At 64.5% G+C, this 21,244-nt stretch carries 20 protein-coding genes; 12 read left to right on the top strand and 8 right to left on the bottom strand.

Annotated elements, in window-relative coordinates:
- Nucleotides 1-25 precede the first annotated feature (25 nt).
- The gene (locus FM101_RS07935; protein ID WP_086997969.1) at nucleotides 26-808 is read left to right on the top strand and encodes an SDR family oxidoreductase; all 783 of its coding nucleotides are present in this window, start codon (nucleotides 26-28) and stop codon (nucleotides 806-808) included.
- Between the two features lie 16 nt (nucleotides 809-824).
- Here the strand turns inward: FM101_RS07935 and FM101_RS07930 are convergent, their stop codons facing one another.
- Both FM101_RS07930 and FM101_RS16110 read right to left on the bottom strand, forming a co-directional pair.
- Nucleotides 825-1,823 (bottom strand): malate dehydrogenase, encoded by a 999-nt coding sequence (locus tag FM101_RS07930; RefSeq protein ID WP_086997967.1) that lies wholly within the window; start codon nucleotides 1,821-1,823, stop codon nucleotides 825-827.
- Nucleotides 1,824-1,986: 163 nt separating this feature from the next.
- Nucleotides 1,987-2,703, bottom strand: coding sequence for an SRPBCC family protein (locus FM101_RS16110; protein WP_143269248.1), 717 nt, complete (start codon nucleotides 2,701-2,703; stop codon nucleotides 1,987-1,989).
- Between the two features lie 355 nt (nucleotides 2,704-3,058).
- On the opposite strand from FM101_RS16110, the gene FM101_RS07920 reads away from it, so the two are divergent.
- The 5 genes from FM101_RS07920 (at nucleotide 3,059) to FM101_RS07900 (ending at nucleotide 8,681) form a co-directional block, all read left to right on the top strand.
- Nucleotides 3,059-5,230 (top strand): S9 family peptidase, encoded by a 2,172-nt coding sequence (locus FM101_RS07920; RefSeq protein ID WP_086997964.1) that lies wholly within the window; start codon nucleotides 3,059-3,061, stop codon nucleotides 5,228-5,230.
- Between the two features lie 157 nt (nucleotides 5,231-5,387).
- Complete coding sequence (gene paaI / locus FM101_RS07915; protein ID WP_086997961.1) at nucleotides 5,388-5,840, top strand: hydroxyphenylacetyl-CoA thioesterase PaaI; 453 nt, start codon at nucleotides 5,388-5,390, stop codon at nucleotides 5,838-5,840.
- 73 nt (nucleotides 5,841-5,913) lie between these two features.
- Nucleotides 5,914-7,233, top strand: a complete 1,320-nt coding sequence (locus tag FM101_RS07910) for an AMP-binding protein (protein WP_086997958.1) — start codon at nucleotides 5,914-5,916, stop codon at nucleotides 7,231-7,233.
- Between the two features lie 10 nt (nucleotides 7,234-7,243).
- Nucleotides 7,244-7,852, top strand: a complete 609-nt coding sequence (locus tag FM101_RS07905) for a TetR/AcrR family transcriptional regulator (protein WP_086997955.1) — start codon at nucleotides 7,244-7,246, stop codon at nucleotides 7,850-7,852.
- 136 nt (nucleotides 7,853-7,988) lie between these two features.
- Nucleotides 7,989-8,681, top strand: coding sequence for a nicotinamide mononucleotide transporter (locus tag FM101_RS07900; protein WP_086997952.1), 693 nt, complete (start codon nucleotides 7,989-7,991; stop codon nucleotides 8,679-8,681).
- Between the two features lie 42 nt (nucleotides 8,682-8,723).
- Here the strand turns inward: FM101_RS07900 and FM101_RS07895 are convergent, their stop codons facing one another.
- A complete protein-coding gene (locus tag FM101_RS07895) occupies nucleotides 8,724-9,359 on the bottom strand; it encodes a GNAT family N-acetyltransferase (RefSeq protein WP_086997949.1) in 636 nt (211 codons plus the stop codon).
- Between the two features lie 187 nt (nucleotides 9,360-9,546).
- On the opposite strand from FM101_RS07895, the gene FM101_RS07890 reads away from it, so the two are divergent.
- From FM101_RS07890 to FM101_RS07880, 4 genes are read left to right on the top strand one after another with little or no spacing between them, the layout of a single operon-like run.
- Nucleotides 9,547-11,196 (top strand): thiamine pyrophosphate-dependent enzyme, encoded by a 1,650-nt coding sequence (locus FM101_RS07890; RefSeq protein WP_086997946.1) that lies wholly within the window; start codon nucleotides 9,547-9,549, stop codon nucleotides 11,194-11,196.
- Between the two features lie 45 nt (nucleotides 11,197-11,241).
- Nucleotides 11,242-11,667: a hypothetical protein gene (locus FM101_RS15735; RefSeq protein ID WP_158225906.1), complete on the top strand. Its 426-nt coding sequence runs from the start codon at nucleotides 11,242-11,244 to the stop codon at nucleotides 11,665-11,667.
- 58 nt (nucleotides 11,668-11,725) lie between these two features.
- A complete protein-coding gene (locus tag FM101_RS07885; RefSeq protein WP_241895317.1) occupies nucleotides 11,726-13,147 on the top strand; it encodes a sensor histidine kinase in 1,422 nt (473 codons plus the stop codon).
- A complete protein-coding gene (locus tag FM101_RS07880) occupies nucleotides 13,119-13,787 on the top strand; it encodes a response regulator transcription factor (protein ID WP_086997938.1) in 669 nt (222 codons plus the stop codon). Before FM101_RS07885 ends, FM101_RS07880 begins: the two co-directional genes overlap by 29 nt.
- Before the next feature lie 40 nt (nucleotides 13,788-13,827).
- On the opposite strand, the gene paaZ is transcribed toward FM101_RS07880, so the two are convergent.
- On the bottom strand, nucleotides 13,828-15,960 hold the full coding sequence (gene paaZ / locus FM101_RS07875) for a phenylacetic acid degradation bifunctional protein PaaZ (protein ID WP_086997935.1): 2,133 nt from the start codon (nucleotides 15,958-15,960) through the stop codon (nucleotides 13,828-13,830).
- A 160-nt stretch (nucleotides 15,961-16,120) separates the two neighbouring features.
- On the opposite strand from paaZ, the gene FM101_RS07870 reads away from it, so the two are divergent.
- Together FM101_RS07870 and FM101_RS07865 are read left to right on the top strand one after the other, a co-directional pair.
- Nucleotides 16,121-17,020: an RIO1 family regulatory kinase/ATPase gene (locus tag FM101_RS07870; protein WP_241895319.1), complete on the top strand. Its 900-nt coding sequence runs from the start codon at nucleotides 16,121-16,123 to the stop codon at nucleotides 17,018-17,020.
- Nucleotides 17,021-17,201: 181 nt separating this feature from the next.
- Nucleotides 17,202-17,627, top strand: coding sequence for a hypothetical protein (locus FM101_RS07865; protein WP_086997929.1), 426 nt, complete (start codon nucleotides 17,202-17,204; stop codon nucleotides 17,625-17,627).
- Between the two features lie 48 nt (nucleotides 17,628-17,675).
- On the opposite strand, the gene FM101_RS07860 is transcribed toward FM101_RS07865, so the two are convergent.
- The 4 genes from FM101_RS07860 to FM101_RS07845 form a co-directional block, all read right to left on the bottom strand.
- Complete coding sequence (locus tag FM101_RS07860; protein WP_086997926.1) at nucleotides 17,676-18,665, bottom strand: NAD-dependent epimerase/dehydratase family protein; 990 nt, start codon at nucleotides 18,663-18,665, stop codon at nucleotides 17,676-17,678.
- Between the two features lie 111 nt (nucleotides 18,666-18,776).
- Nucleotides 18,777-19,478 carry a tyrosine-protein phosphatase gene (locus tag FM101_RS07855; RefSeq protein ID WP_086997923.1) on the bottom strand — a complete coding sequence of 234 codons (702 nt, stop codon included), beginning with the start codon at nucleotides 19,476-19,478 and terminating at the stop codon, nucleotides 18,777-18,779.
- Nucleotides 19,479-19,524: 46 nt separating this feature from the next.
- Nucleotides 19,525-20,421 carry a 3-hydroxyacyl-CoA dehydrogenase family protein gene (locus FM101_RS07850; protein ID WP_086997920.1) on the bottom strand — a complete coding sequence of 299 codons (897 nt, stop codon included), beginning with the start codon at nucleotides 20,419-20,421 and terminating at the stop codon, nucleotides 19,525-19,527.
- A gap of 2 nt (nucleotides 20,422-20,423) precedes the next feature.
- Entirely contained in the window at nucleotides 20,424-21,233 is an 810-nt protein-coding gene (locus FM101_RS07845; RefSeq protein WP_086998046.1) for an enoyl-CoA hydratase/isomerase family protein, read from the bottom strand.
- Nucleotides 21,234-21,244: the final 11 nt, after the last annotated feature.

The following is a 21,244-nucleotide window of genomic DNA, read 5'->3' as shown; positions in this document are numbered from 1 at the left end:
ACGCCGTATCGCTAGCCTCGGTGCCATGTCACCTTCACAGCAGAAGCACCTGGCACTGGTCACCGGCGTCGGACGCCGCCGGTCGATCGCCTCCGGCATAGCGCTGGGCCTGGCCCGGGACGGCTGGGACCTGATCCTGAATCATTGGCAGCCCTACGACGAGCGCATCGACCTGGAACGCGGCGAGGACGATCCACATGCCATCGCCGATGCCTGCCGCGAGTACGGGGCGCAGGTCATTCTCGCGCCCGGCGATCTGGGCGAACCGGTGTTTCCGGGCCAGCTGATGGGCTCCGGGCCGGCGGGGCGCACGGTGGATGGTCTGGTATTGGCACACTGCGAATCGGTGGACAGTTCGATCCTGACCACCGACATCGAGAGCTGGGACCGGCATTTCGCGGTCAACGCCCGCGCCTCGTGGTTGCTGATCAAGGCCTTCGCCGGACAACTTCCCTCCACCGGGCCGTCAGAGGGAGGAGTCGGTGGCAGGATCGTCGCGTTGACGAGCGACCACACTGCGGGCAACCTGCCCTATGGCGCTAGCAAGGGCGCCTTGGACCGTCTGGTCATCGCCGCCGCCCTCGAGCTCGCCGATCGGGGTGTCCGCTCCAATGTCATCAACCCCGGGCCCATCGACAACGGCTGGATGGATGAGGAACAACGGGCAGCCCTGGTGCGGGCGACACCCGCGGGCCGGCTCGGCACGGGCTTGGACACTGCCGAGCTGGTGCGTTTCCTGTTCTCCGACGCCGGGTCCTGGATCACCGGGCAGTTGCTGCACAGCAACGGCGGTTTCCGGACGTCCTGAGCAGGGCGCCGGAGTCCTAGAGCAGGCCCAGCGAGGTGACCGCCTCGCGCTCGGAGACCAGCTCGGCCACCGAGGCGTCGATGCGCTCCCGCGAGAACGCGTCGATGTCCAGCCCCTGGACAATCGAATACCCGCCGTCGGCAGTGGTGACGGGGAAGGATGAAACCAGGCCTTCGGGGACCCCGTAGGAGCCATCGGAGGGCACGGCCATGCTCGTCCATCCACTCTCGCCGGTCTGTGTGCACCACAGGCGCAGGTGTTCGATCGCGGCATTCGCCGCCGACGCCGCCGAGGAACCACCCCGGACGTCGATGACCTCGGCACCGCGGTTGGCCACCCGGGGGATGAATTCCTCCCGTGCCCAGGCCTGTTCCACCCTCCCGGTGGCCGGGCGGCCGTCGATCTCGGCGTGCGTGAGGTCCGGGTACTGCGAGGCCGAATGGTTTCCCCAAATGGCGATATTGCGGATGGTGTCGACGGGGGAACCGGTTTTGGCGGCCAGCTGGGCGACTGCCCTGTTGTGGTCCAGACGCGTCATCGCGGTGAAGCGCTGCGCGGGGATGTCGGGGGCGTGGGCCGCGGTGATCAGCGCATTGGTGTTCGCCGGATTGCCGACCACCACCACCCGCAGGTCATCGGCGGCGTGCTCGTTCAGGGCCTTGCCCTGGACCGAGAAGATGCCGCCGTTGGCGCTCAGCAGGTCGGCCCGTTCCATGCCGGGCCCCCGCGGGCGCGCACCCACCAGCAGCGCGAGGTTGGTCCCCTCGAATCCTCGGTTCGGATCATCGAAGACCTCGACGCCGGCGAGCAGCCCAAAGGCGCAGTCGGTGAGTTCCATGGCGGTGCCTTCTGCGGCACGGGTCGCCTGGGGCACCTCCAGGAGATGCAGCCTGACAGGAACATCGGGTCCCAGTAGCGCGCCGGAGGCGATACGGAAAAGGAGGGAGTAGCCGATCTGCCCGGCAGCGCCGGTGACGGTGACGGTGACGGGCGGGATCTGGCTGGTGGTGTCCATTTCGTCAGTCTAGGCCGAAGCCATACCCGGCGTGCCGCGCAGCCGGTCTCGGGAACCGCTGCCCGCTGGAGTCGATCTGGAGCGATCCCACCTTCACTGTTGTGCCGCATCAAAGGCTCGTTGGGTGAGATCGCTCAGCTGTCAGACGCTAGCGCCGGGTATTTCACTTTTCACAAGCCACCCCACGACGAACGAGCAGAGGCCCTCGACCTTGCGGGCAACTCCCTCTACTTTTAGGCGATCTCCACGTATCCATCAGAAGATTTGTCCGTTCGTGGACTCGTATCAGCTGTTGAGACAGTGGCAAGTGTCGTACTTGCTTGCCGGGTAGGGCCCGCGAGGCTGGGTCAGTTGTGAATCTCACCGGGTTTGACCGAGACGCCCAAAATCCGGTGCGATTCACCGTCGAAACCCGTTGTACCTGCGAGACAGCAGAGGCCAGATTGCCCAGTGAGGACTCGAGGTCTTCCTGCGGGATAGCCGGAAAGCTAATCTGCTTCAAAACATCCTTATCCGTGACCGAGCTCCAGTCGTACGTGACCGAAACCTTGGTGGAATCCGGCCCCTGGGGTTCAAGTTCCCAAACCCATTGCCACCCTGGGGGCTGCTGTCCATGCGGGGCGGTTTCCCAAGCCAAAAGCTTGTTTTCGTCGAAACCAACCACATGGTTGTCTGTCTTGTAATCCCTTCCCATTTTTTCCCAGTGCATGTTCATCGTAAACATCTGGCCCACCGCAGTGATGCGGTCGGACTTGTCATCGGACTGGACCAATCCCGAGCCATCAAGCTCGGCGTGCCTCTCCGGGTTGGAAAGGACACTGAAGAGGGTGTCCGCCGGGGCATCAATGGTCCGCGACGCTGTGATTTCCTTTTCCGACATGGTCTGCTCCATTCTTTTGCACGAAAACGATCGCTCGACCGCATCCCTGGAACTGGGAACGGACTCGACACACTACGCCCAACAACATCCACGTCAACCGGAATCCGATGTGCCACAAGTGGTGTGCATGAAAAATTGCTCATGAGCCATGACTCCTCCGGTGAGAGAAGCCACGGCCCCGGCCCGGAGGTGGCCGGGAAATGGTGAATACAGAACCCGTCTCCGGGGCACGACTCCTCGATCTTGATGGCTTGTCCCCCACGTAGCGACGTGGAGCAGGGCGCATATCGGGGCTGACGTCTGAACAACACGCCGCTGGCGAACAGCGCGCGAGGCGCCAACGTCATGGCGTTGAATGGGACGCATGAGCGAATCCCCCATCGAAGCGCAGCCTCCCGTCGCTGCCAAGATCCCCGTCCAGCGCACACACCACGGCGATACGTTCGTCGATGACTATGAGTGGTTGCGCGAGAAGGAGAATCCGAAGGTCATCGCCCACCTCGAGGCCGAGAACACCTATGCGGAGGCGGTGACCGCCGGGCAGCAGGAGCTGCGTGAGAAGATCTTCGCCGAGATCAAGGAGCGCACCGAGGAGACTGACCTCTCGGTTCCTGCCCGCAAAAATGGTTGGTGGTATTTCAGCCGGACCGCAGAGGGCCAGCAGTATGCGGTGCACTGCCGCGCCGCCGCCACCGACACCGGTGATCCTGTCGCCGACTGGACGCCGCCGGTCATCGAAGCCGGAAAACCGTTCGAGGGCGAGCAGATCCTGATCGACGGTAATGCCGAAGCCGAAGGCCAGCCCTTCTTTGCGCTGGGCGGTTTGGCCGTCGCCGAGGACGGGAACCTGCTCGCCTACGCCCAGGATAATGCCGGTGACGAACGCTTCACCCTGCGCATCAAAGACCTCTCGACCGGCGAACTACTTCCCGATGTCATCGAGAACGTCTTTTACGGGTTGGCTTTCTCCCCGGACGGCACCCGGGTCTACTACACGGTGGTCGATGATTCTTGGCGTCCGAACCAGGTCAAGGTTCACACCCTGGGCCAGGACCCCTCCCGCGACACCGTCGTGCTCCAGGAAGACGATCCGGGCATGTGGATGGGCTTCGACCTCTCCCCCGACCGCCAGGAACTGCTGATCTCCATCGGCAACTCCGAATATGCGGAGACCCATTCGCTGGATCTGGTCGATCCACTCGCCGCTCCCCGCCTGCTGCTGGGCCGCGAGGCACGGATCCTTCATGGCATGGACCCGGTGACCGTGGACGGCCAGCGTAACTATCTCCTCACGCATAACCTCGACGCCGAGAACAACATGGTCTCCCTGGTCGCCGCCGACGAGTTCTCCAAACCGTTGGCCGATCAGCAGTGGGCCACGGTCTTCGCCCACCGCGACGATGTGAAGATCGAGGGCACCGCGGTCACCGCCTCCCATGCCATGGTCTCCGTCCGCCAGGACACCATTGAACGAATCCAGGTCCTTCCGCTGGCCGGGCTGGGCACCGATTCCCAGGCCTCCGTGACCGAACCGGACTTCGACGAGGAGCTGTACACCTGCTCTTTGGCCGGCGCCGAATACGATGCCCCGGTCATCCGTCTGGTCTACACCAGCTTCCTGGTCCCGCCGCGCATCTACGACTACACGCTGAACTCCGGGGAGCTGTCGCTGCGCAAGGAGACCCCGGTCAAGGGAGGGTACGATGCCGATGACTACGTGGCCGAACGAGAATGGGCCACCGCCGCCGATGGGACCCGGATCCCACTGTCGGTGATCCGCCGCCGGGAGGTTTCCAGGGATGGTTCCAACCCGGCACTGGTCTATGGCTACGGCAGCTATGAGATGAGCATGGACCCCGGTTTTTCGATTCCCCGGCTTTCACTGCTCGATCGTGGCGTCGTCTTTGTCATCGCCCATGTGCGCGGCGGTGGCGAGTTGGGTCGCCACTGGTACGACGACGGTAAGAAGCTGGCGAAAAAGAACTCCTTCACCGATTTCGTCACCGCCACCGAGCACGTGGTCGCCACCGGGTGGGCCCACCCGCGCCGCGTCGCGGCGATGGGCGGTTCGGCCGGAGGCCTGCTGATGGGCGCCATCGCCAACTTGGCACCGCAGCTATACACGGCCATCGTGGCGCAGGTGCCGTTCGTTGATGCCCTGACCAGCATCCTGGACCCCGAGCTGCCCCTGTCGGCCCTGGAGTGGGAGGAATGGGGCAACCCGATCACCGACGCGGACGTCTACGCCTACATGAAGTCCTACACACCGTACGAGAACATTGCCGCGGTGCAGTACCCGAAGATCGCCGCCGTCACGAGCCTGAACGACACCCGGGTCCTCTATGTCGAACCGGCGAAATGGGTGCAGCGCCTGCGTGACATCAGCACCGGCAGCGAACCGATCGTCTTGAAGATCGAAATGGATGGCGGGCACGGCGGCGCCTCGGGACGCTACGAAGCGTGGAAGGACCGCGCCTGGGACTACGCCTTCGCCCTCGATGCGCTCGGTGCCACCGAACGCCTCTGAGCAGAACTCACCTGAGGTTTCGGGCAGGGCGGGATCCCCACGGATCCTGTCCTGCCCCATGCGTTAACAAACCCTCTCCCACGGTTCATGGCTTGACTTGAATCACATTTCAAGATTACCTAATGAACGTTCAGTAAATCGTGGATGGAGTCCCAGCATGACCGATACCGACGTCGATGCGGTGCCAGCGGAAACCGCCCCGCAGCACGCCGTACTCACCAACGACTACGCCTCGGAATGGCTCGGAATCAAGGTGGTCCACGTCGGTGAGGGCGAGGCCACGATCACCATGACCCTGCGTCGCGAAATGCTCAACGGCTTCGGCATCGGACACGGCGGAATGATCTTCGCCCTGGCCGACACCGCCTTCGCGATGGCGTGCAATCCCGCCGAAGGCTCCGAGGACACCGTCACCGTCGCCTCGGGTGTGGACATCAACTTCATGAAACCGGGCCTTCCGGGCCGCCTGCTCACCGCCGAGGCGACCCGCCGCCATCAGTCAGGGCGCAGCGGTTTGTACGACATCCAGATCCGTCAGACCACCCCGGAGGGCGGCGAGGAAATTGTCGCCGAATTCCGCGGTCGTTCACGGACCGTCCCCAAGCGCTAGATGCCCGACGCCGGAACCAAACCACCGACGTCATGCACCTTCCACCCACCCAGCTATCACCAAAGGGCCAGCAATGACGCATACAGTCCCAGAAACCGAACTCCCCAACCCGCTCGATCCCGAAGAGACGATGAGTCGCGATCAGATCGAGTCGATCCAGCTCACCCGGTTGCAGGAGACCGTCGCCTACGCCTACGACCGGGTCCCGCTCTATCAGGAGAAGTACGACGCCGCAGGGGTCCACCCCACGGATCTGAAGGAACTCTCCGACCTGGCCAAGTTCCCCTTCACCGACAAGGAGGACCTGCGCAAGACCTACCCGTTCGGGATGTTCGCCGTCCCGCAGCACGAGGTCGCGCGGATCCACGCCTCCTCGGGTACCACCGGCCGGGCCACCGTCGTCGGCTACACCCAGACCGACCTGGACGACTGGGCCAAGCTCGGTGCCCGCTGCCTGCGCCTGTCGGGGGTCAAACCGGGATGGAAGGTCCATAACGCCTATGGATACGGGCTGTTCACCGGTGGACTGGGTGCCCACGCGGCCGCCGAACGACTCGGCACCACCGTGATCCCGATGTCTGGCGGGCAGACCGAGAAGCAGATCACGCTGATCAACGACTTCGCCCCCGAGGCCATCCTGTGCACTCCCACCTACCTGCTGACCATCGGGGACGCCATGCAGCGCAAGGGCATTGACCCGCGCTCCACGTCGTTGAAGGTCGCCGTCCTCGGCGCCGAGCCGTGGACCGAAGAGATGCGCCACGAGCTCGAGGTGATGTTCGATATTGATGCCTGCGACATCTACGGCCTCTCCGAGGTCATGGGCCCGGGTATGGCCGGCGAATCAAGTGAGACCAAGGACGGCAGCCACATCTGGGAGGACCACTTCCGTCCGGAGATCATCGACGCCTTCGACCCTTCGCAGGTCCTGCGCGACGGCGAACACGGCGAGCTGGTCTTCACCTCGCTGACCAAGCAGGCGCTGCCCATCATCCGCTACCGCACCCACGACCTGACCCGCCTGTTGCCGGGTACCGCACGGCCCGGTCACCGTCGCATGGGCCGGATCACCGGACGCAGCGATGACATGATCATCCTGCGTGGTGTGAACCTCTTCCCCAGCCAGATCGAAGAGATCGCGTTGAAGGTCAGCGGACTGTCACCGCACTTCCAGCTCGAAATCACTCGTCCAGACCGGATGGACGAGCTCGCTGTGAAGATCGAACGTCGTGTGGATTGCACTTCAGACCGGGCCATCGAAGCCAGCCGTGAACTGCAGAAGCTCATCAAGATCCACATTGGTTCCAGCTGCCGGGTCGATGTGGTGGACCCGGAGTCCTTACCTCGCTCGGTGGGTAAGCTGCGACGCATCTACGACCTGCGCAACAAGTAGGATCGTCGGCATGCCCACTACCGCTAGCAGACCCTCCGGAGCCAAACGTGGCCGTCCCGGACACGATCAGGATTCCGTCCTGTCCATCGCCGTCCAGGTCTTCAATAAATATGGCTACGACGCGACGTCGATGGGTACGCTGGCGGATCATTTGGGCATCAGCAAGTCAGCGATCTACCACCATGTCCCTTCCAAGGGCGACCTGTTGGATCGGGCCCTGGACGAGGCCCTGGTGCCGTTGGAGGCGCTGGATCAGGATCCCCGCGCCTCCAACGGCAACGCCGGGCAGCGTCTCGAATTCATTCTGCGTTCGACCATCAGGGTGCTGATCGACCGTCAGCCGTACGTGACCTTGCTGTTGCGTCTGCGGGGGAATACCGAGATCGAACGACTGGCGTTGGAACGGCGACGGGCCGTAGACCGGCGCCTGTCCCGGCTGGTGGTCGACGCACAGCAGGAAGGCTCCCTCCGGCAGGACATCGACCCGCGCACCACCACGCGGCTGTTGTTCGGAACCATCAACTCGCTCGTGGAGTGGTACCGCACCGATGGCCCATCCACTCCCGAGCAGGTCGAGGAAAACGCGATCGCCATGATGCTCGATGGGCTGCGCGCCTGAACTGTGGTCTCATCACGCCGAGGGTTGATCGCTGCGCGGATTCGGGGGCGGCAAGGCTCCGGCGGTACCATCGGTAGGTTCCCTCCGTGCGGCCCCTCGCCCACGCCTGCTCCCATCCGTTCGATAGGCATTCTTCGTGGACCAGCTCTTCCAGACCCTCTTTAACCAGGCCGCTGGCACCGACACCGCAACGATCCTCGCGCTCGACGCACTCAGCGTGCTGTTCACCGGGGTCGCCCTGTTGCTGCTGGCCCGCCGCAACGACCTCGGCTGGTGGTTCCAGATCATCGCCGTCTTTGCCGGGCCGATAGTGATCGCCCTGCAATTCGGTTTCGACGGCTTCTTCAAGGCCGTTCCCTTCCTGTTGGTACCGATCTACGGCCTGTGGCGCTTCAGCAAGTACCCCTTAGTCGGAAAGTTTGGCCGCACGGTCGAGGTGCGGGCGTTCACTGCGTCGTCGCTCATCTGGGGTTTCGTCATCACCCTGCTCATCGCCTTCGCATCGGCCATTCCCACCATCTTCAGCGGGCAAAGCCTGGGCAGCATCCAAATCAGTTTCTGGTTGACCCTGGTCTTTTCCGCTTTGGTTCCTGCTGGTCTGGTGGGTGTGGCCAACGGCTTCCGCTGGGCGTGGCTTATCGTGGCGGCTTCCGCCGTGGCCCAGGTGGCCGTCTACTTCGGCAACCAGCCGGCCTTCGCCACGCTGGCGGTCCTCGTGCTTCAATTCGGTGCCTCGCTCTTTGGTTGGTGGTCCTGGCGTCAACTTCCGGCCGAGGCCATTCAGGACGACGCAGTGGAGTACCCGCCGAGCCCCTACCAGGAGGCCTAGCCGCCGCTCACGCCACTGGTGTGCGGCCCTCTGCTGCGGACCTTAACCCGGCAGGATGTCCAGGGGGACGGCTTCAGGCGCCGGGTCCGTGGCCAGCCGGGCCCAGAGAGCCGTATCAAAACGCTCCCAGGTTCCGCCCTCGTTCTGGTAGCGCAGCTTCTCCCGTTCGACCCCTTCGCGGATGAATCCCGCAGCCGCGGCGACAGCACCGGAGGCCGGGTTGTTCAACCGGTGCCCCAATTCCAACCGGTACAGGCCCCACCTGGAGAAACACGAGCCGGCGAGCGCAGCGACTCCCGCGGTGGCCAGCCCCTGGCCACGAGCCGAGGAAGCGACCCAATAGGACACCCACCCCGTCTGGTGCCGCCATTCCATCCCGGAAACCATGACGTTTCCGACGGCTTCGCCATCCACGTCGATGGCCAGGGCCCGCAGCGTGGCCGGTTCCGGCCCCTGATCCTGTGCCTCCTCGGCGCTCGGTTCCTGGACGTCGGCGCGTGGGACCGTGACGTCCAGCCACGCACGGGCACCAGCGGCATCGGCGATGGGCCGGGCCGACTGCCCAGCCATATCAGGGGCGGCGAAGGCCTGGATCACCGCGGCGGTGTCATGGTCGCTGAAGGTCCAGGGGCGCAGGACTGCCGCCCGGCCCGCGGCGGTTTCAAAACTCTGGATCATGGTCCCCATCCTACGGACGAGCCGTCGCCTCCGTGGCTTCTGCTTCATGACGGGCTCGCGTCAACGATTCTGGAGCCAGAGGCTACTGTCCGGTAACTTAGCTGTCAGCAAGCAAGGACGCCGCGGGGCCCTCCCCGGCATCCGCGTCCCGGCGTGACGGATCATTCAACGGCGAAAGAGGTCACCGATGACAACCATCCAGCACACCCCCACGACTGCCGGTCACCTGATCGTGGCGACGCTGGTCTCCCACGGGGTCCAGCGGGCCTATATCGTCCCCGGCGAAAGCTACCTTGACGTCCTGGACGGGCTGCACGACTCCCCCATCGACACGGTGGTCTGCCGTCACGAAGGCGGTGCCGCCTATATGGCCGAGGCCGACGGCAAGATGAATCCGCGTCCGGGCATCGCGATGGTCACCCGAGGCCCCGGTGCTGCCAACGCCCACGTCGGCCTGCACACCGCTTGGCAGGATTCCACCCCGATGGTCCTCTTCGTCGGGCTCATCCCCTTCGAACACCGCGAAAAGGAGGCCTTCCAGGAATTCGACCCCAAGGCCTGGTTCGGCACCGGTGCCAAACGCGTGATGATCCTCGACCACGCAGAACGCGCCTCGGAGGTCGTCGCCGAGGCGATGTTCGCGGCCATGTCCGGCCGCCCGGGCCCCGTGGTCGTCGGCCTACCCGAGGACATCATCAAACGTCAGGTCCCCTCGGATCTGCACCCACGGATCCCGGTCGCCTCCGGTGGCATGACGGTCACCGATTGGAAAGCGCTGAACGGGGCGTTGCACGGCTCCGAGAAACCGTTGTTCATTTTCGGCGGCAATGATTGGACGGCCGAAGCTGCCCAGGAATTCACCACCTGGCTTGAGGAGCATGACCTTCCGGCCGCCGCAGAATGGCGGTGTGAGGGAACCGTCCCCTTCACGTCGCCCTCATACGTGGGGCCCATCGGTTACGGGCGCCCCAAACCCACCTACGACCTGCTCGAGGAGACCGACCTGCTGATCTTCGTCGGCACCGTCCCCGGCGACGTCATCACCGACGGCTTTGCCATCCGGCAGAACTGGGAGAAGAAGAACTTCCTGGTGACCATCGACCCGTCCCTGCGTGGACGCTCGGGCCCGGTATCGCACCAGATCGTGGCCAAACCCGAGGTCTTCGTCCGTGACCTGGTCCGCATGGAACTGCCGGTGAAGGATTCCTGGCGTGAATGGACCACCAGGATGCGCGCCGAACAGGAAAGGTTCGCCGCCTTGCCCGACGCCACACCCGGGGACGGGCAAGCCAGGATGTCCACGTTGATGGCCCAGTTGGTTCCCACGCTGCCCCGCGATGCCATGGTCACCTTCGGCGCCGGGGAACACACCAACTGGGCGCACCGGTACTTCCCCACGAACAGCTACGCCTCCATGATCAGCGCCCGCAACGGATCGATGGGCTACTCGATCCCTTCGGCGGTCGCTGCCTCCCTCGACAGTCCCGGTCGGCGCGTGGTGAGCATTGCCGGTGACGGGGAATTCCTCATGAACGGCCAGGAACTGGCCACTGCGGCACAATATGGGGCCACCCCGCTGATCATCGTGATGGACAACCAGGAATACGGCACGATCCGCACCCATCAGGAGCGTGACTACCCACACCGGATTTCCGGGACGCAGCTGAAGAACCCCGACTTCGCCCTCATGGCCACGGCCTTTGGCGGCTTCGGGATCCGTGTAGAAAACGACGTCGATGTCCCCGCGGCACTCCAGGCGGCACTGGCCGCCATTGATCACGAAAGACGCTTCGCCCTGATCCATCTCATCGTCGAACAGCGGGTCAAGGCATACTAGGAAGCCTCTCATCTGCGGCTCATCCAAAGGAGGAACACTAGGGGCATGAGACGGTTCGTGAATCTCACCGCATCCATCGTGATCCTACTGGCCCTGGTGGTCGGCGCCTTTGCTGCTGCCCGGGCGCTGACCGCCCCACAGCATGAAGATGTGGGGCCCGGCCTCGTCGTCGACGATGGAACGCTGCCGGCCCTACCAGGGGACCTCAACGCCCCCGGCTCCGGCGACAAGGCCTCCTATAGTCCGCCCATCAATGCGACCGAATGGCCCGTATCGTCGCCGGCCGCACCCTCTTCCACCGACTCCGTCTCGACCGAGGCGAGCCCCTCCAGCGTGCCGACCGCCCCGGCACAGACCCGGGTTCCCCCCAAGACCAAGGCCCCCGTCGCACCGCTTCCCCCATCCCCCGCGGACGACGACGACGATGACGATGACGACGATGAGGATGACGATGATGATGAGGAGGATTAGCCCGGCACGTGGGGGTTGGTCGGTCCGATCCCGTGTCCTCATCGGAATGATCGCCATCGTGACCATCACCCTGGTGGTCGCCGGGGCAACCATTTATCTGCTGCAACGTTCGGCACTGAACGAACGGATCGATGATTCCCTGCGCCGGACCGTCGGTGAGTTCCAGGTCCTTGCGGCCCAGGGCCTGGATACCGAAACCGGCAAGGCCTTCACCGAGGCGAATGATCTGCTTTATATTGCCATGCAACGCACCCTGCCGGCCCGGACTGAAGGCATGGTCAGTTTCAGTGAAGGGAACCTGCAGTGGACGGCCCCCGAAACGGTCGACCTGCGCTTGGAAAACGATGAGGAATTCGTGGACTGGGCTTCGACCACCGGCCAACCGCATCGGATTGCCCTCAGTTCGGTCACCACCGCCACGACCACCTATCGTGCCGTGATCGTCCCAGTCCAGTTGGCTGCCGACCAGAAACCGGCCCGACTCGTCCTCGCCTACGACTACGGTGCCGAGATCAAGTCGCTCGATCGCAGTTTCGAATTTTTCATCGCCGTCGGCGCCGGGGTGACCGTGCTGGCGGGCATTGCCAGCTGGCTGATGGTTGGGCGGATGCTCTTGCCGGTCAGGCTCCTGCGTGAGACCGCCGTGCAAATCTCCGAAAACGATCTCTCCCAACGCATCGATACCGTGGGAAACGACGAGTTCGCAGATCTGACCATCACGATCAATGCCATGCTCGACCGCCTCGAAACCGCGCTGACCTCCCAACGACAACTGCTCAACGACGTTGGACACGAGTTGCGCACCCCGGTGACCATCATCCGAGGGCATCTGGAACTCATGGACGACCACGACCCCCAGGACGTCACCCAGTCCCGGGATATCGCTGTCGATGAGCTCGATCGCATGTCGCTACTCATCGATGACCTCGTCACCCTGGCGAAATCGGATGGCCCGGGCTTCGTGGCCCCGCGGCCCGTGGAACTGGGCCCCTGGCTCGATGAACTTCTGGAAAAGGCACGCGGGCTCGGCGACCGGGACTGGCAGGTGGACCAGCGCGCCGATGCCTCCGTCGCCGTGGACCCCAGACGCCTGACCCAGGCCATGCTGCAATTGGCAGCCAACGCCGTGAAGTTCAGCGGTACCGGTTCTGCCATCGCCCTGGGTTCGACCATCATCCGCGCCGACGGTCCCGGCACCGGAACCGGTACCGACCTGCTGCGGCTGTGGGTCCGTGACCAGGGAACCGGCATCGAGATCACGGATCAGCAGCGGATCTTCGAGAGGTTCGGCCGGGGCCGCAACAGCACCCGGAGCTTCGGCTCGGGGCTCGGACTGAACATCGTCTCGGCCATCGTCGCTGCCCATGAGGGTACTGTCGAAGTGGACTCCGCCCCGGGGCGCGGTTCAACCTTCACCCTCACGCTTCCCGTCCACGAGGAGAACACTGCGCATGAGCCGGATCCTGATCATCGAGGATGAGCAGCGCATTTCCTCCTTCGTCGCCAAGGGCTTGAAGGCGGCGGGCCTGCAACCCAGCGTCGCCCATACCGGCGAGGACGGCCTACAGCTGGCCACCGACGAGGACTTCGAGGCCATCGTCTTGGATCTGGGACTCCCCGATCTCGATGGGTACGAGGTCCTCAAACGTTTGCGGGCCTTCGGGCTGCAGACCCCGGTGATCATCCTGACGGCCCGCAGCAGCATCGATGACACGGTCACCGGGCTGCAAAGCGGGGCGGATGACTATATGGCCAAACCCTTCCATTTCGAGGAATTGCTGGCACGGCTGCGATTGCGGTTGAAACCCGAAAACAGCGCCTCTGACCCGGCCCTGCTGAGCAATGGCGATCTGGAAATGGACTGCCGGGGTCGCCGGGCCCTGCTCGATGGCCGGGAAGTGGACCTTTCGGCCCGTGAGTTCGCCTTAGCCGAGACGTTCCTGCGCAACCCCGGCCAGGTCCTCAGCCGGGAGCAGCTGCTCTCACGGGTCTGGGGCTACGATTTCGATCCGGGCTCGAACATCGTGGACGTTTACGTGAGGTACCTGCGCAATAAGCTCGGCACCGAACGCTTCGAGACCGTCAGGGGCATGGGATACCGGATGGTGGACCTGGGCTGATCTGCCGGCGGCCCTCGCCACCGGCAGATCCCCGAAGGCCTTATCCGCGCCCCGGCCAGTTCTGGTAGATGGTGTCTTCCTTCTCCACCAAGGTCAAAACGTCATAGGTCGCCACGATCTCATCATCCTGGTTGTGGATGATGGCATCCCAGGCGACCTCCCCATACTCGTCGGTCACCCGCGGGGTGATCTTCTTGGCGGTGAGCGTGACCCGAACCCGGTCCCCGGCCGGAACGGGAGTGATGAAGCGCAGGTTCTCCAGCCCGTAGTTGGCTAGCACCGGCCCCGGGGCCGGCTGGACGAAGAGCCCTGCAGCCCAGGAAACCAGCAGATAACCGTGCGCGACGACCCCGGGGAAGAACGGGTTGGCCGCCGCTGCTGCGGCATCGGTATGGGCGTAGAACGTATCGCCGGTGGTCTTCGCGAAATCGGTGATCTCGTCCAGCGTGACTTCACGCAGCGGAGAGGCGAAGGCGTCGCCGATCCGCAACTCAGCCAACGATTTACGGAACGGGTGGATGGCTCCTGCCACGGCCCCGAATTCGGGGGCCCCGGCGATGACCCGATCCGCACCGGTATGCCAGACGCCGGTGACCGCGGTCAGCAAGTTCGGAGAGCCCTGGATGGCGGAGCGCTGCATATGGTGTTTGATGGACCGAACGCCACCGAGTTCCTCGCCACCCCCGGCGCGGCCCGGCCCGCCATGGACCAGATGCGGTACCGGGGAACCGTGACCTGTGGAGGTGCGGGCGGTTTCGCGGTTCAGGATGTGGATCCGGCCGTGATGCCCGGCGATCCCGATGGTCAAGGCACGGGCGGTCTCCCCATCATTGGTGCACACGGTAGCGACCAACGAGCCGCTGCCACGGGCGGCGAGTTCCACCGCCTCATCCAGGTCCCGATAGCCCAGCACGCTGGCCACAGGACCGAAGGCCTCCAGCGAGTGGACGGCCTCTGCCTTCGCGTCGGTCCAGGTGAGCAGCAGCGGGGACATGAACGCCCCGTCGGGGACCTCCTGCTCCTCACCCGAGGCGGTTCTGACCCGCGGGGCATCCAGCGTCCCGTAGGCGATTTCTCCGCCGGCGGCCACCATGGCCTCCACCGCACCTCGGACATCACCTAGCTGATCCAGCGACGCCAAGGCGCCCATGGTGACGCCTTCGGCCCGGGGGTCCCCCACGACCACGCGCTGGGTCAGGCGGTCAGCCAAGGCAGCAACGACGTCGTCCTCGAGTTCTGCCGGGACGATGGCCCGGCGGATCGCCGTGCACTTCTGTCCGGCTTTGACGGTCATCTCGGTCACGACGGATTTGATGAACGCATCGAACTCCGGGGTGCCGGCGACGGCGTCGGGCCCCAGGATCGCAGCATTCAGGGAATCGGTTTCGGCGGTGAAACGGATTCCACCGGACACGACGTTCGGGTGGGACTTCAGAGCATCGGCCGTCGAGGCCGAACCGGTGAAGGAGACCATATCCCGGTAGTCCAGAACGTCCAACAGGGTACGGGCGGAACCGGAGACCAGCTGCAGGGAGCCCGCCGGAAGGAGCCCGGATTCAACGAGCATCCGCACCACGGCTTCGGAAAGGTAGCCGGTCGGGGTGGCGGGCTTGACGAGGGTGGGGACACCGGCGATGAAAGCAGGAGCGAATTTCTCCAACATGCCCCAGACGGGGAAGTTGAAGGCGTTGATCTGTGCCGCGACCCCGGGGATGCGGGTGTAGATGTGGCCGCCGAGGAACGAACCGTCACGAGAGAGTGGCTCCGCGGGGCCGTCCTGGACGACGTTGGAATTAGGCATCTCGCGACGGCCCTTGGACGAAAGGATGAACAGGGCACCAATACCGCCATCGATGTCGACCATGTTGTCGACCTGGGTGGCGCCGGTCTTATAGGAGACCTCGTAAAGTTCCTGGCGGCGTTCATTGAGGTACTGGGCCATCTCCTTGACCCGGAGGGCGCGTTCGTGCAGCGTCAGTTTCCCGAGCTCCCGGTGCCCGACGGTGCGACCGTGGTTCACGGCGTCTGCCAGGTCGAGGCCGGCGGCACTGACCAGGGCCAGTTCCTGACCGGTGTTCGCGTCGAGGACCGTCGTGGCCCCTTCAGTGCCAGTGGGGGTCCACCAGGAGTCCTGAATATAGCTCGGTACCAGCTCGGGGGTCTGCGTTGTCATCGTCGACAAGTCCTTCCTGAACGATCGGTCAGTATTTGAGATCCAGCCTACATGACGGGCAGCAGACGTTGCCGAATCACCAGTGATTGACATACACCGATCACTGGTGTTGTCTCGGAGGACCACCTACGCTCGCCGACTCCCGGGAGTCACCATCACCTTGAAACCGAACCCCCCTCTTGATCCAGCCGAAACCTTCCAGAAGCTGAAGCCCACCGCAACCCACGCCCCCATCCCCGGCGAGGCGCGCCCTGCGGGATGGAACATGCTCGACGACTCCCTGGCCGAAAACCAACGCTGGTCCACGTGGAACAGCGTGGAGAAACTGATGCGCGGCCCCGAGCCACGTCCCGAATTCATCATTGAGGACGCCGGGGCCATCGACACCGAGCTCGGTGTGTTGAAAACCGGCAAGGAAGCAGATGTCCTCCTCCTCGAACGTGCCACAGATACCCGCCGATCCCTGTTCGCGGCCAAGAGGTACAGGACGCCGGAGCAACGCTCCTTCCGCCGCTCCACCATCTACACCCAGGGCCGCACGGTACGTCGCAGCCGCGACTCCCGGGCCTTAACGAACGGCTCCGCCTATGGTCGCCACATCGAGGCCGCCCAATGGGCAGCCGCCGAATGGAATTTCCTGGTCCGCGCCCACCAGGCCGGGATCCCGGTCCCCTACCCCATACAGGTGGATGGCATGGAGATCCTCATGGAATTCATCAGCGACCCCGACCACCCCGGCACTGCCGCGCCGCGACTGCAGCAATTGCGGCCGACGAGGCCCGTGCTGGAATCCTACTTCGACCAAATCCTCGAAGCCATGCACGGGCTGACCTCACTGGGCTACGCCCATGGGGACCTCTCCCCCTACAACGTCCTGGTCGCCGGATCGAGGCTGGTGATCATCGATCTGCCACAACTGGTGGACCTGGCGGCGAACCCGCTCGGTGCCGATCTATTGGCCAGAGATTGCCGGAACATCTGCGCCTGGTTCACCGGCCGCGGACTCACCCGGGATCCAGAGGAATTGCTCGCTGAGCTACTGGCCGCCGCCTGGTCTTGAGGAGTTTTCCGGCAAAAGGATTGTCAAATAGGCCGTCGGGGTCTACATTGACCTCACCGGCCGATATCATCGCCGTGTGAGCTCTTGTGGCCGGCCTGCATCCGACGAATCCTAGGACGCAACGCGTCCACCCCTTCGACGGAGCCGCCGGTTCCGTCCCGCTCGTTGGAGCCCAGCCCTCATGCGGCAAACTTATAAGATCCTCGCCCACCTCATCGCTGCAGCCGTCGTCATTCAGGCGGTGATCATCGCCTGGAGCACCTTCACTGTCATCAACATGCTTGAATCCGGAGCGACCGTCACCGGCCCTCCGGCATCCGCCATGATCCACAGCATGCTCGGCATGTACGTTATTCCGCTTCTGGCGGTGGCACTACTGGTCGTGGCCTTCCTGTCACATGCTGGCGTCCGCTGGGCAGCGTGGCTTCTGCTCGCTGTCGTTGTCCAGATCGCCGTAGCCCTTGCCGCCTTCTCCACTCCTGTCCTCGGCATTCTGCACGGGCTGGTGGCTTTCGGCATCCTCGCCTTGGCGGAGGTCGGCGTCTGGTCCGTGGCCCACGCCTCGGCTCACGTAGCCGCTCCGGCACGAATGAAACCAGCCGTCTGATCCGCCATGTGGAGGACGGAAGGGGCCCCGTCGCCCCCCGCCCCCGCCTCAGCCCAACCGGCTGATCAGCTCCGCCTCATGATCCGGACTCAATCCCGAGCGCGGATCATCGGTGGGGTCGTGGGCGGCAATGATATCGGTGAAGGTCTCGGCCAACGGTCGACGCACCAGCCCCCATTTCAGGGCCCTGCGGTCAGAACGTCGGGCAAAACCGGCGAATTCGGTCCCCGCGGGCAGAACCAGCGGGAGGGAACGTGGACCTGCCCAGGGGGCGACGGCGTCGTCCTCCATCCGGTGCAATGGGTAGGGTGCCACCGCTGCGGTGTACCCCGCAGCGCTCTGGGCACTGGCGATCACATCACCCAACGGCATCTCGGCGCCGACGACGTTGACGGGGCCGTTCCGTGCCTCCAACCCGGCGCGCAGGATGAACGCTGCCAAATCACGGACATCAACGATTTGGACATAGCGGGCATCACCGTCGTCGTCGGGGACGAGGACCGGTTCCTGCCCGCGGGCAAAACGTAGAGGCCAATAGGTGGAACGTCCGGTGGGATCCCCGGGGCCTCCGATCAGCCCGGGACGGACCAGCAAGGCTGCGTTGCCGCGCGAAGCAACCGTGAGCCATTCACAACCGGCCTTGGCTTCGCCGAACTTCTCGTCGCAGTAGTCGATGCTGGAATCTTGTGCGACCAACAGTTTGGAGGCCTCGACGGCTCCCGGCCTGGAGTGGACGGCATAGGCGGAGCAGGAGGAGACGAAAACCCAGTGTCCGGCTTGTGGGGACAGGGCTTCCACCGCAGCCTTGGCGTGGGCGGGCTGGCAGGTCAGTTCCACGACCAGATCCCAAGGTTCGTCCGCGGCCCCCGCATAGGCGTCCTGGGCGTCACGGTCGGCCCGGAATATCCGCGCCCCCTCCGGAAATTCGCCCGAGTTACCGCGGGCGAGACACCCGACGTCGTGCCCGTCCTTCAGGGCTTGCAGCGCCATGGTTCGGCCAAGCCAAGCGGTGCCACCGAGAACGAGGATTTTTGCCATGCCAACTAGCCAACTCCCCCGGCCCATGTTCTGGCAAGTCGGATTCGGAAAATCGTTGGATCGGACAATATATGTCCTGACCCGCGGAGGCCCGCACCGAGGCCGCGCGATCTAGGAGCCCGAGAGCAGCTCGCGCACGGCATCGATCTCTTCGTCGCTGAGCCCCTGCTGACGCAGGAAGGTCTCCACGTCGATCCCGTCGATGAATTCGGCCAGCGCCTCCTGACGTCCTGCCAGCACGGGTTCGAGTTCTTCCTCGCTCAGATGTCGTTCGTAGGGGTGCTTGACCGGGCTGATCCGGTGCCATTCGTTGATGCCGCGCGCCCCGGCGTCGTATTGGCCGGCGATCAGATCCTGCCGACCGACCAGGGCTAGCGCCATGCTGATGATCATTCCCGTCCGGTCCCGTCCGGCCGAACAATGCACGACGACGAAACCCCGGGCCCCCGCCAAGGCACGGAAGACGTCAGCGATAAGTGAGGGAAAGTGGTCCAGATTCGCCGGATAGTAGCGCGGGTCGCTCAGGTACGGGGTGTCCGCTGAGGCGGCCGCCGCCATGAATTCCTCATGGTTCTGGTCCTCGGTGGGGCAGTGCAGGACGGTGATCCCTGCCAGCGCTTCGGGCTCGACGACGGGATCGGTGGGTCGACGTCGCCGTTCGTCCTGGTTGCGCAGATCAATGACCGTGCGCAGCCCCTCATCGTGGGCCTGACGCCACCCTTTTTCGGTGAGCCATTCGCTGCGGCCCATCCGGTAGAGCCGTCCGGCCACGCGGCGCGCGTTGACGGCGCCGTCCCAGTTCACCTCGTCCATGGGCCTATCCTGCCACGCCGCGGGTCAGGGACCCGGGCGGACCGGTTCAGCTCCAGTTGTAGAAGCCCCGTCCGGATTTGCGGCCCAGTTCCCCGCGTTCGACCTTTTCGCGCAGGATGGCCGGCGGGGCGAACCGTTCACCGAGTTCGGCGTGCAGGTATTCGGCGATCCCCAAACGCACGTCCAGCCCCACGATATCTGTGGTCTTCAACGGTCCGGTCGGGTGTTTATACCCCAGCACCATGGCGTTGTCGATGTCCTCGGCGGAGGCAACCCCTTCCTCGAGCATGCGCATGGCTTCCAAGGCGAGCATCACGCCCAGGCGGGAGGAAGCGAATCCTGGAGCGTCGTTGACGACGACGGCCGTCTTCCCCAAACCGGCCACCCACCCGCGAGCCCGCTCCACGAGTTCCTGCGCGGTCTGATCGGCAATGACGACCTCGATCAGAGTCGAGGCCGGGACCGGGTTGAAGAAGTGCAGCCCCAGGAAGTTTTCCGGGCGGGTCAAATGTCCTGCCAGTCCACTCATGGACAGCGAGGAGGTGTTCGAGGCCAACACGGCGCCGGGGCCCAGCTCTGTCTCAACGGCCCGCAACGAGGAGACCTTCAGAGCCCAAATTTCAGGTACGGCTTCGACGACGAGTTCCCGGTCGCCGAAATCGGCATAGTCGGTGCTGACCCTCAGGTGGCCAAGATGCTCCTCGACGGTTCCTGCCAGACCACGGTCGATGGATTTGCCCAGCGCCGTGGCTACTCGTTCACGGGCGGCATCGGCACTGGCTGCGTCGCGTTCGACGATCAGCACCTCGGCTCCCTTGATGAGGAAGCCGTGGGCGATGCCGGCGCCCATCCGTCCCCCGCCCAGGACCCCGACCCTGGTCGGCAGGTGGACGGTCGTCGCGGTATCGGTGGCCGGGGTCTTTTCCGGGGTGCTGGGGGTCATCGTTACTTCTTCTTCCGGTCGAGGAATGCCTGCATGCGGTCGAATTTGGCCTCGGATTCAAAGAGCATCGACTGGGCCAGGGTGTCGATGACCGGGTGGGCTTCCCGGGGAGTGTGGAATACGGCCTTGGAAACCCTGACAGCCAGCGGATCCTGGGCGCCGATCCGGTCCGCCAGGGCTTCGGCGGCAACCGACAGCTCTGCCGACTCAACCAGTTCGCCGATCAGTCCCACCTGCAGGCAGTCCTCGCCGGTCAGGACCTTCCCGGCGAGCAGGATCTGTTTGGCCATGGGCTCCCCCACGAGCTCCTTTAGTCTCCAGGTGGCCCCGGCTGCTGCCATGATGCCCAGATTCGTTTCGGGATTGCCCATCCGTAGGGAGGGTGTTCCGATTCTGAAGTCCGCCGCGTAGGCCAATTCGGCACCGCCTCCGAGGGCGTAACCATCCAGGGCGGCGATGACCGGCATCGGCAGCCGGGCGATCCGCTCGAAGAGCGAGGAGTTGATCCCGGCCAAGGCGTCTTCGCGGCGGCGTTGGCGTAACTGGGCGATATCGGCACCGGAAGCGAAAATGCCCTTGGTTCCGGTGTCAGGATCGCCGGGGGTACCCGCCAGGATGAGGATCTTCGGGGAGGCCTCCAGATAGCTGCAGACCGCGTGTAGTTCATCGACCATGGCCTGGTCGATGGCGTTGCGGACCTCTGGGCGGTGCAGCCGGACGGTGAGCCGGTTAGCCCTCTCGGTGACGATCAGCGTACTGAAACCCTCCGCTTCGAGCGTGGCTGCGCCGTCGTGCTGTTCTTCGGTTCCCAGCTCTTTTCCGC

Source organism: Arthrobacter rhombi, from assembly GCF_900163545.1.
Classification (GTDB): domain Bacteria; phylum Actinomycetota; class Actinomycetes; order Actinomycetales; family Micrococcaceae; genus Arthrobacter_H; species Arthrobacter_H rhombi_A.
The sequence above is the reverse complement of the archived record's forward strand: the minus strand, read 5'-3'. Positions and strand labels throughout refer to the sequence as shown.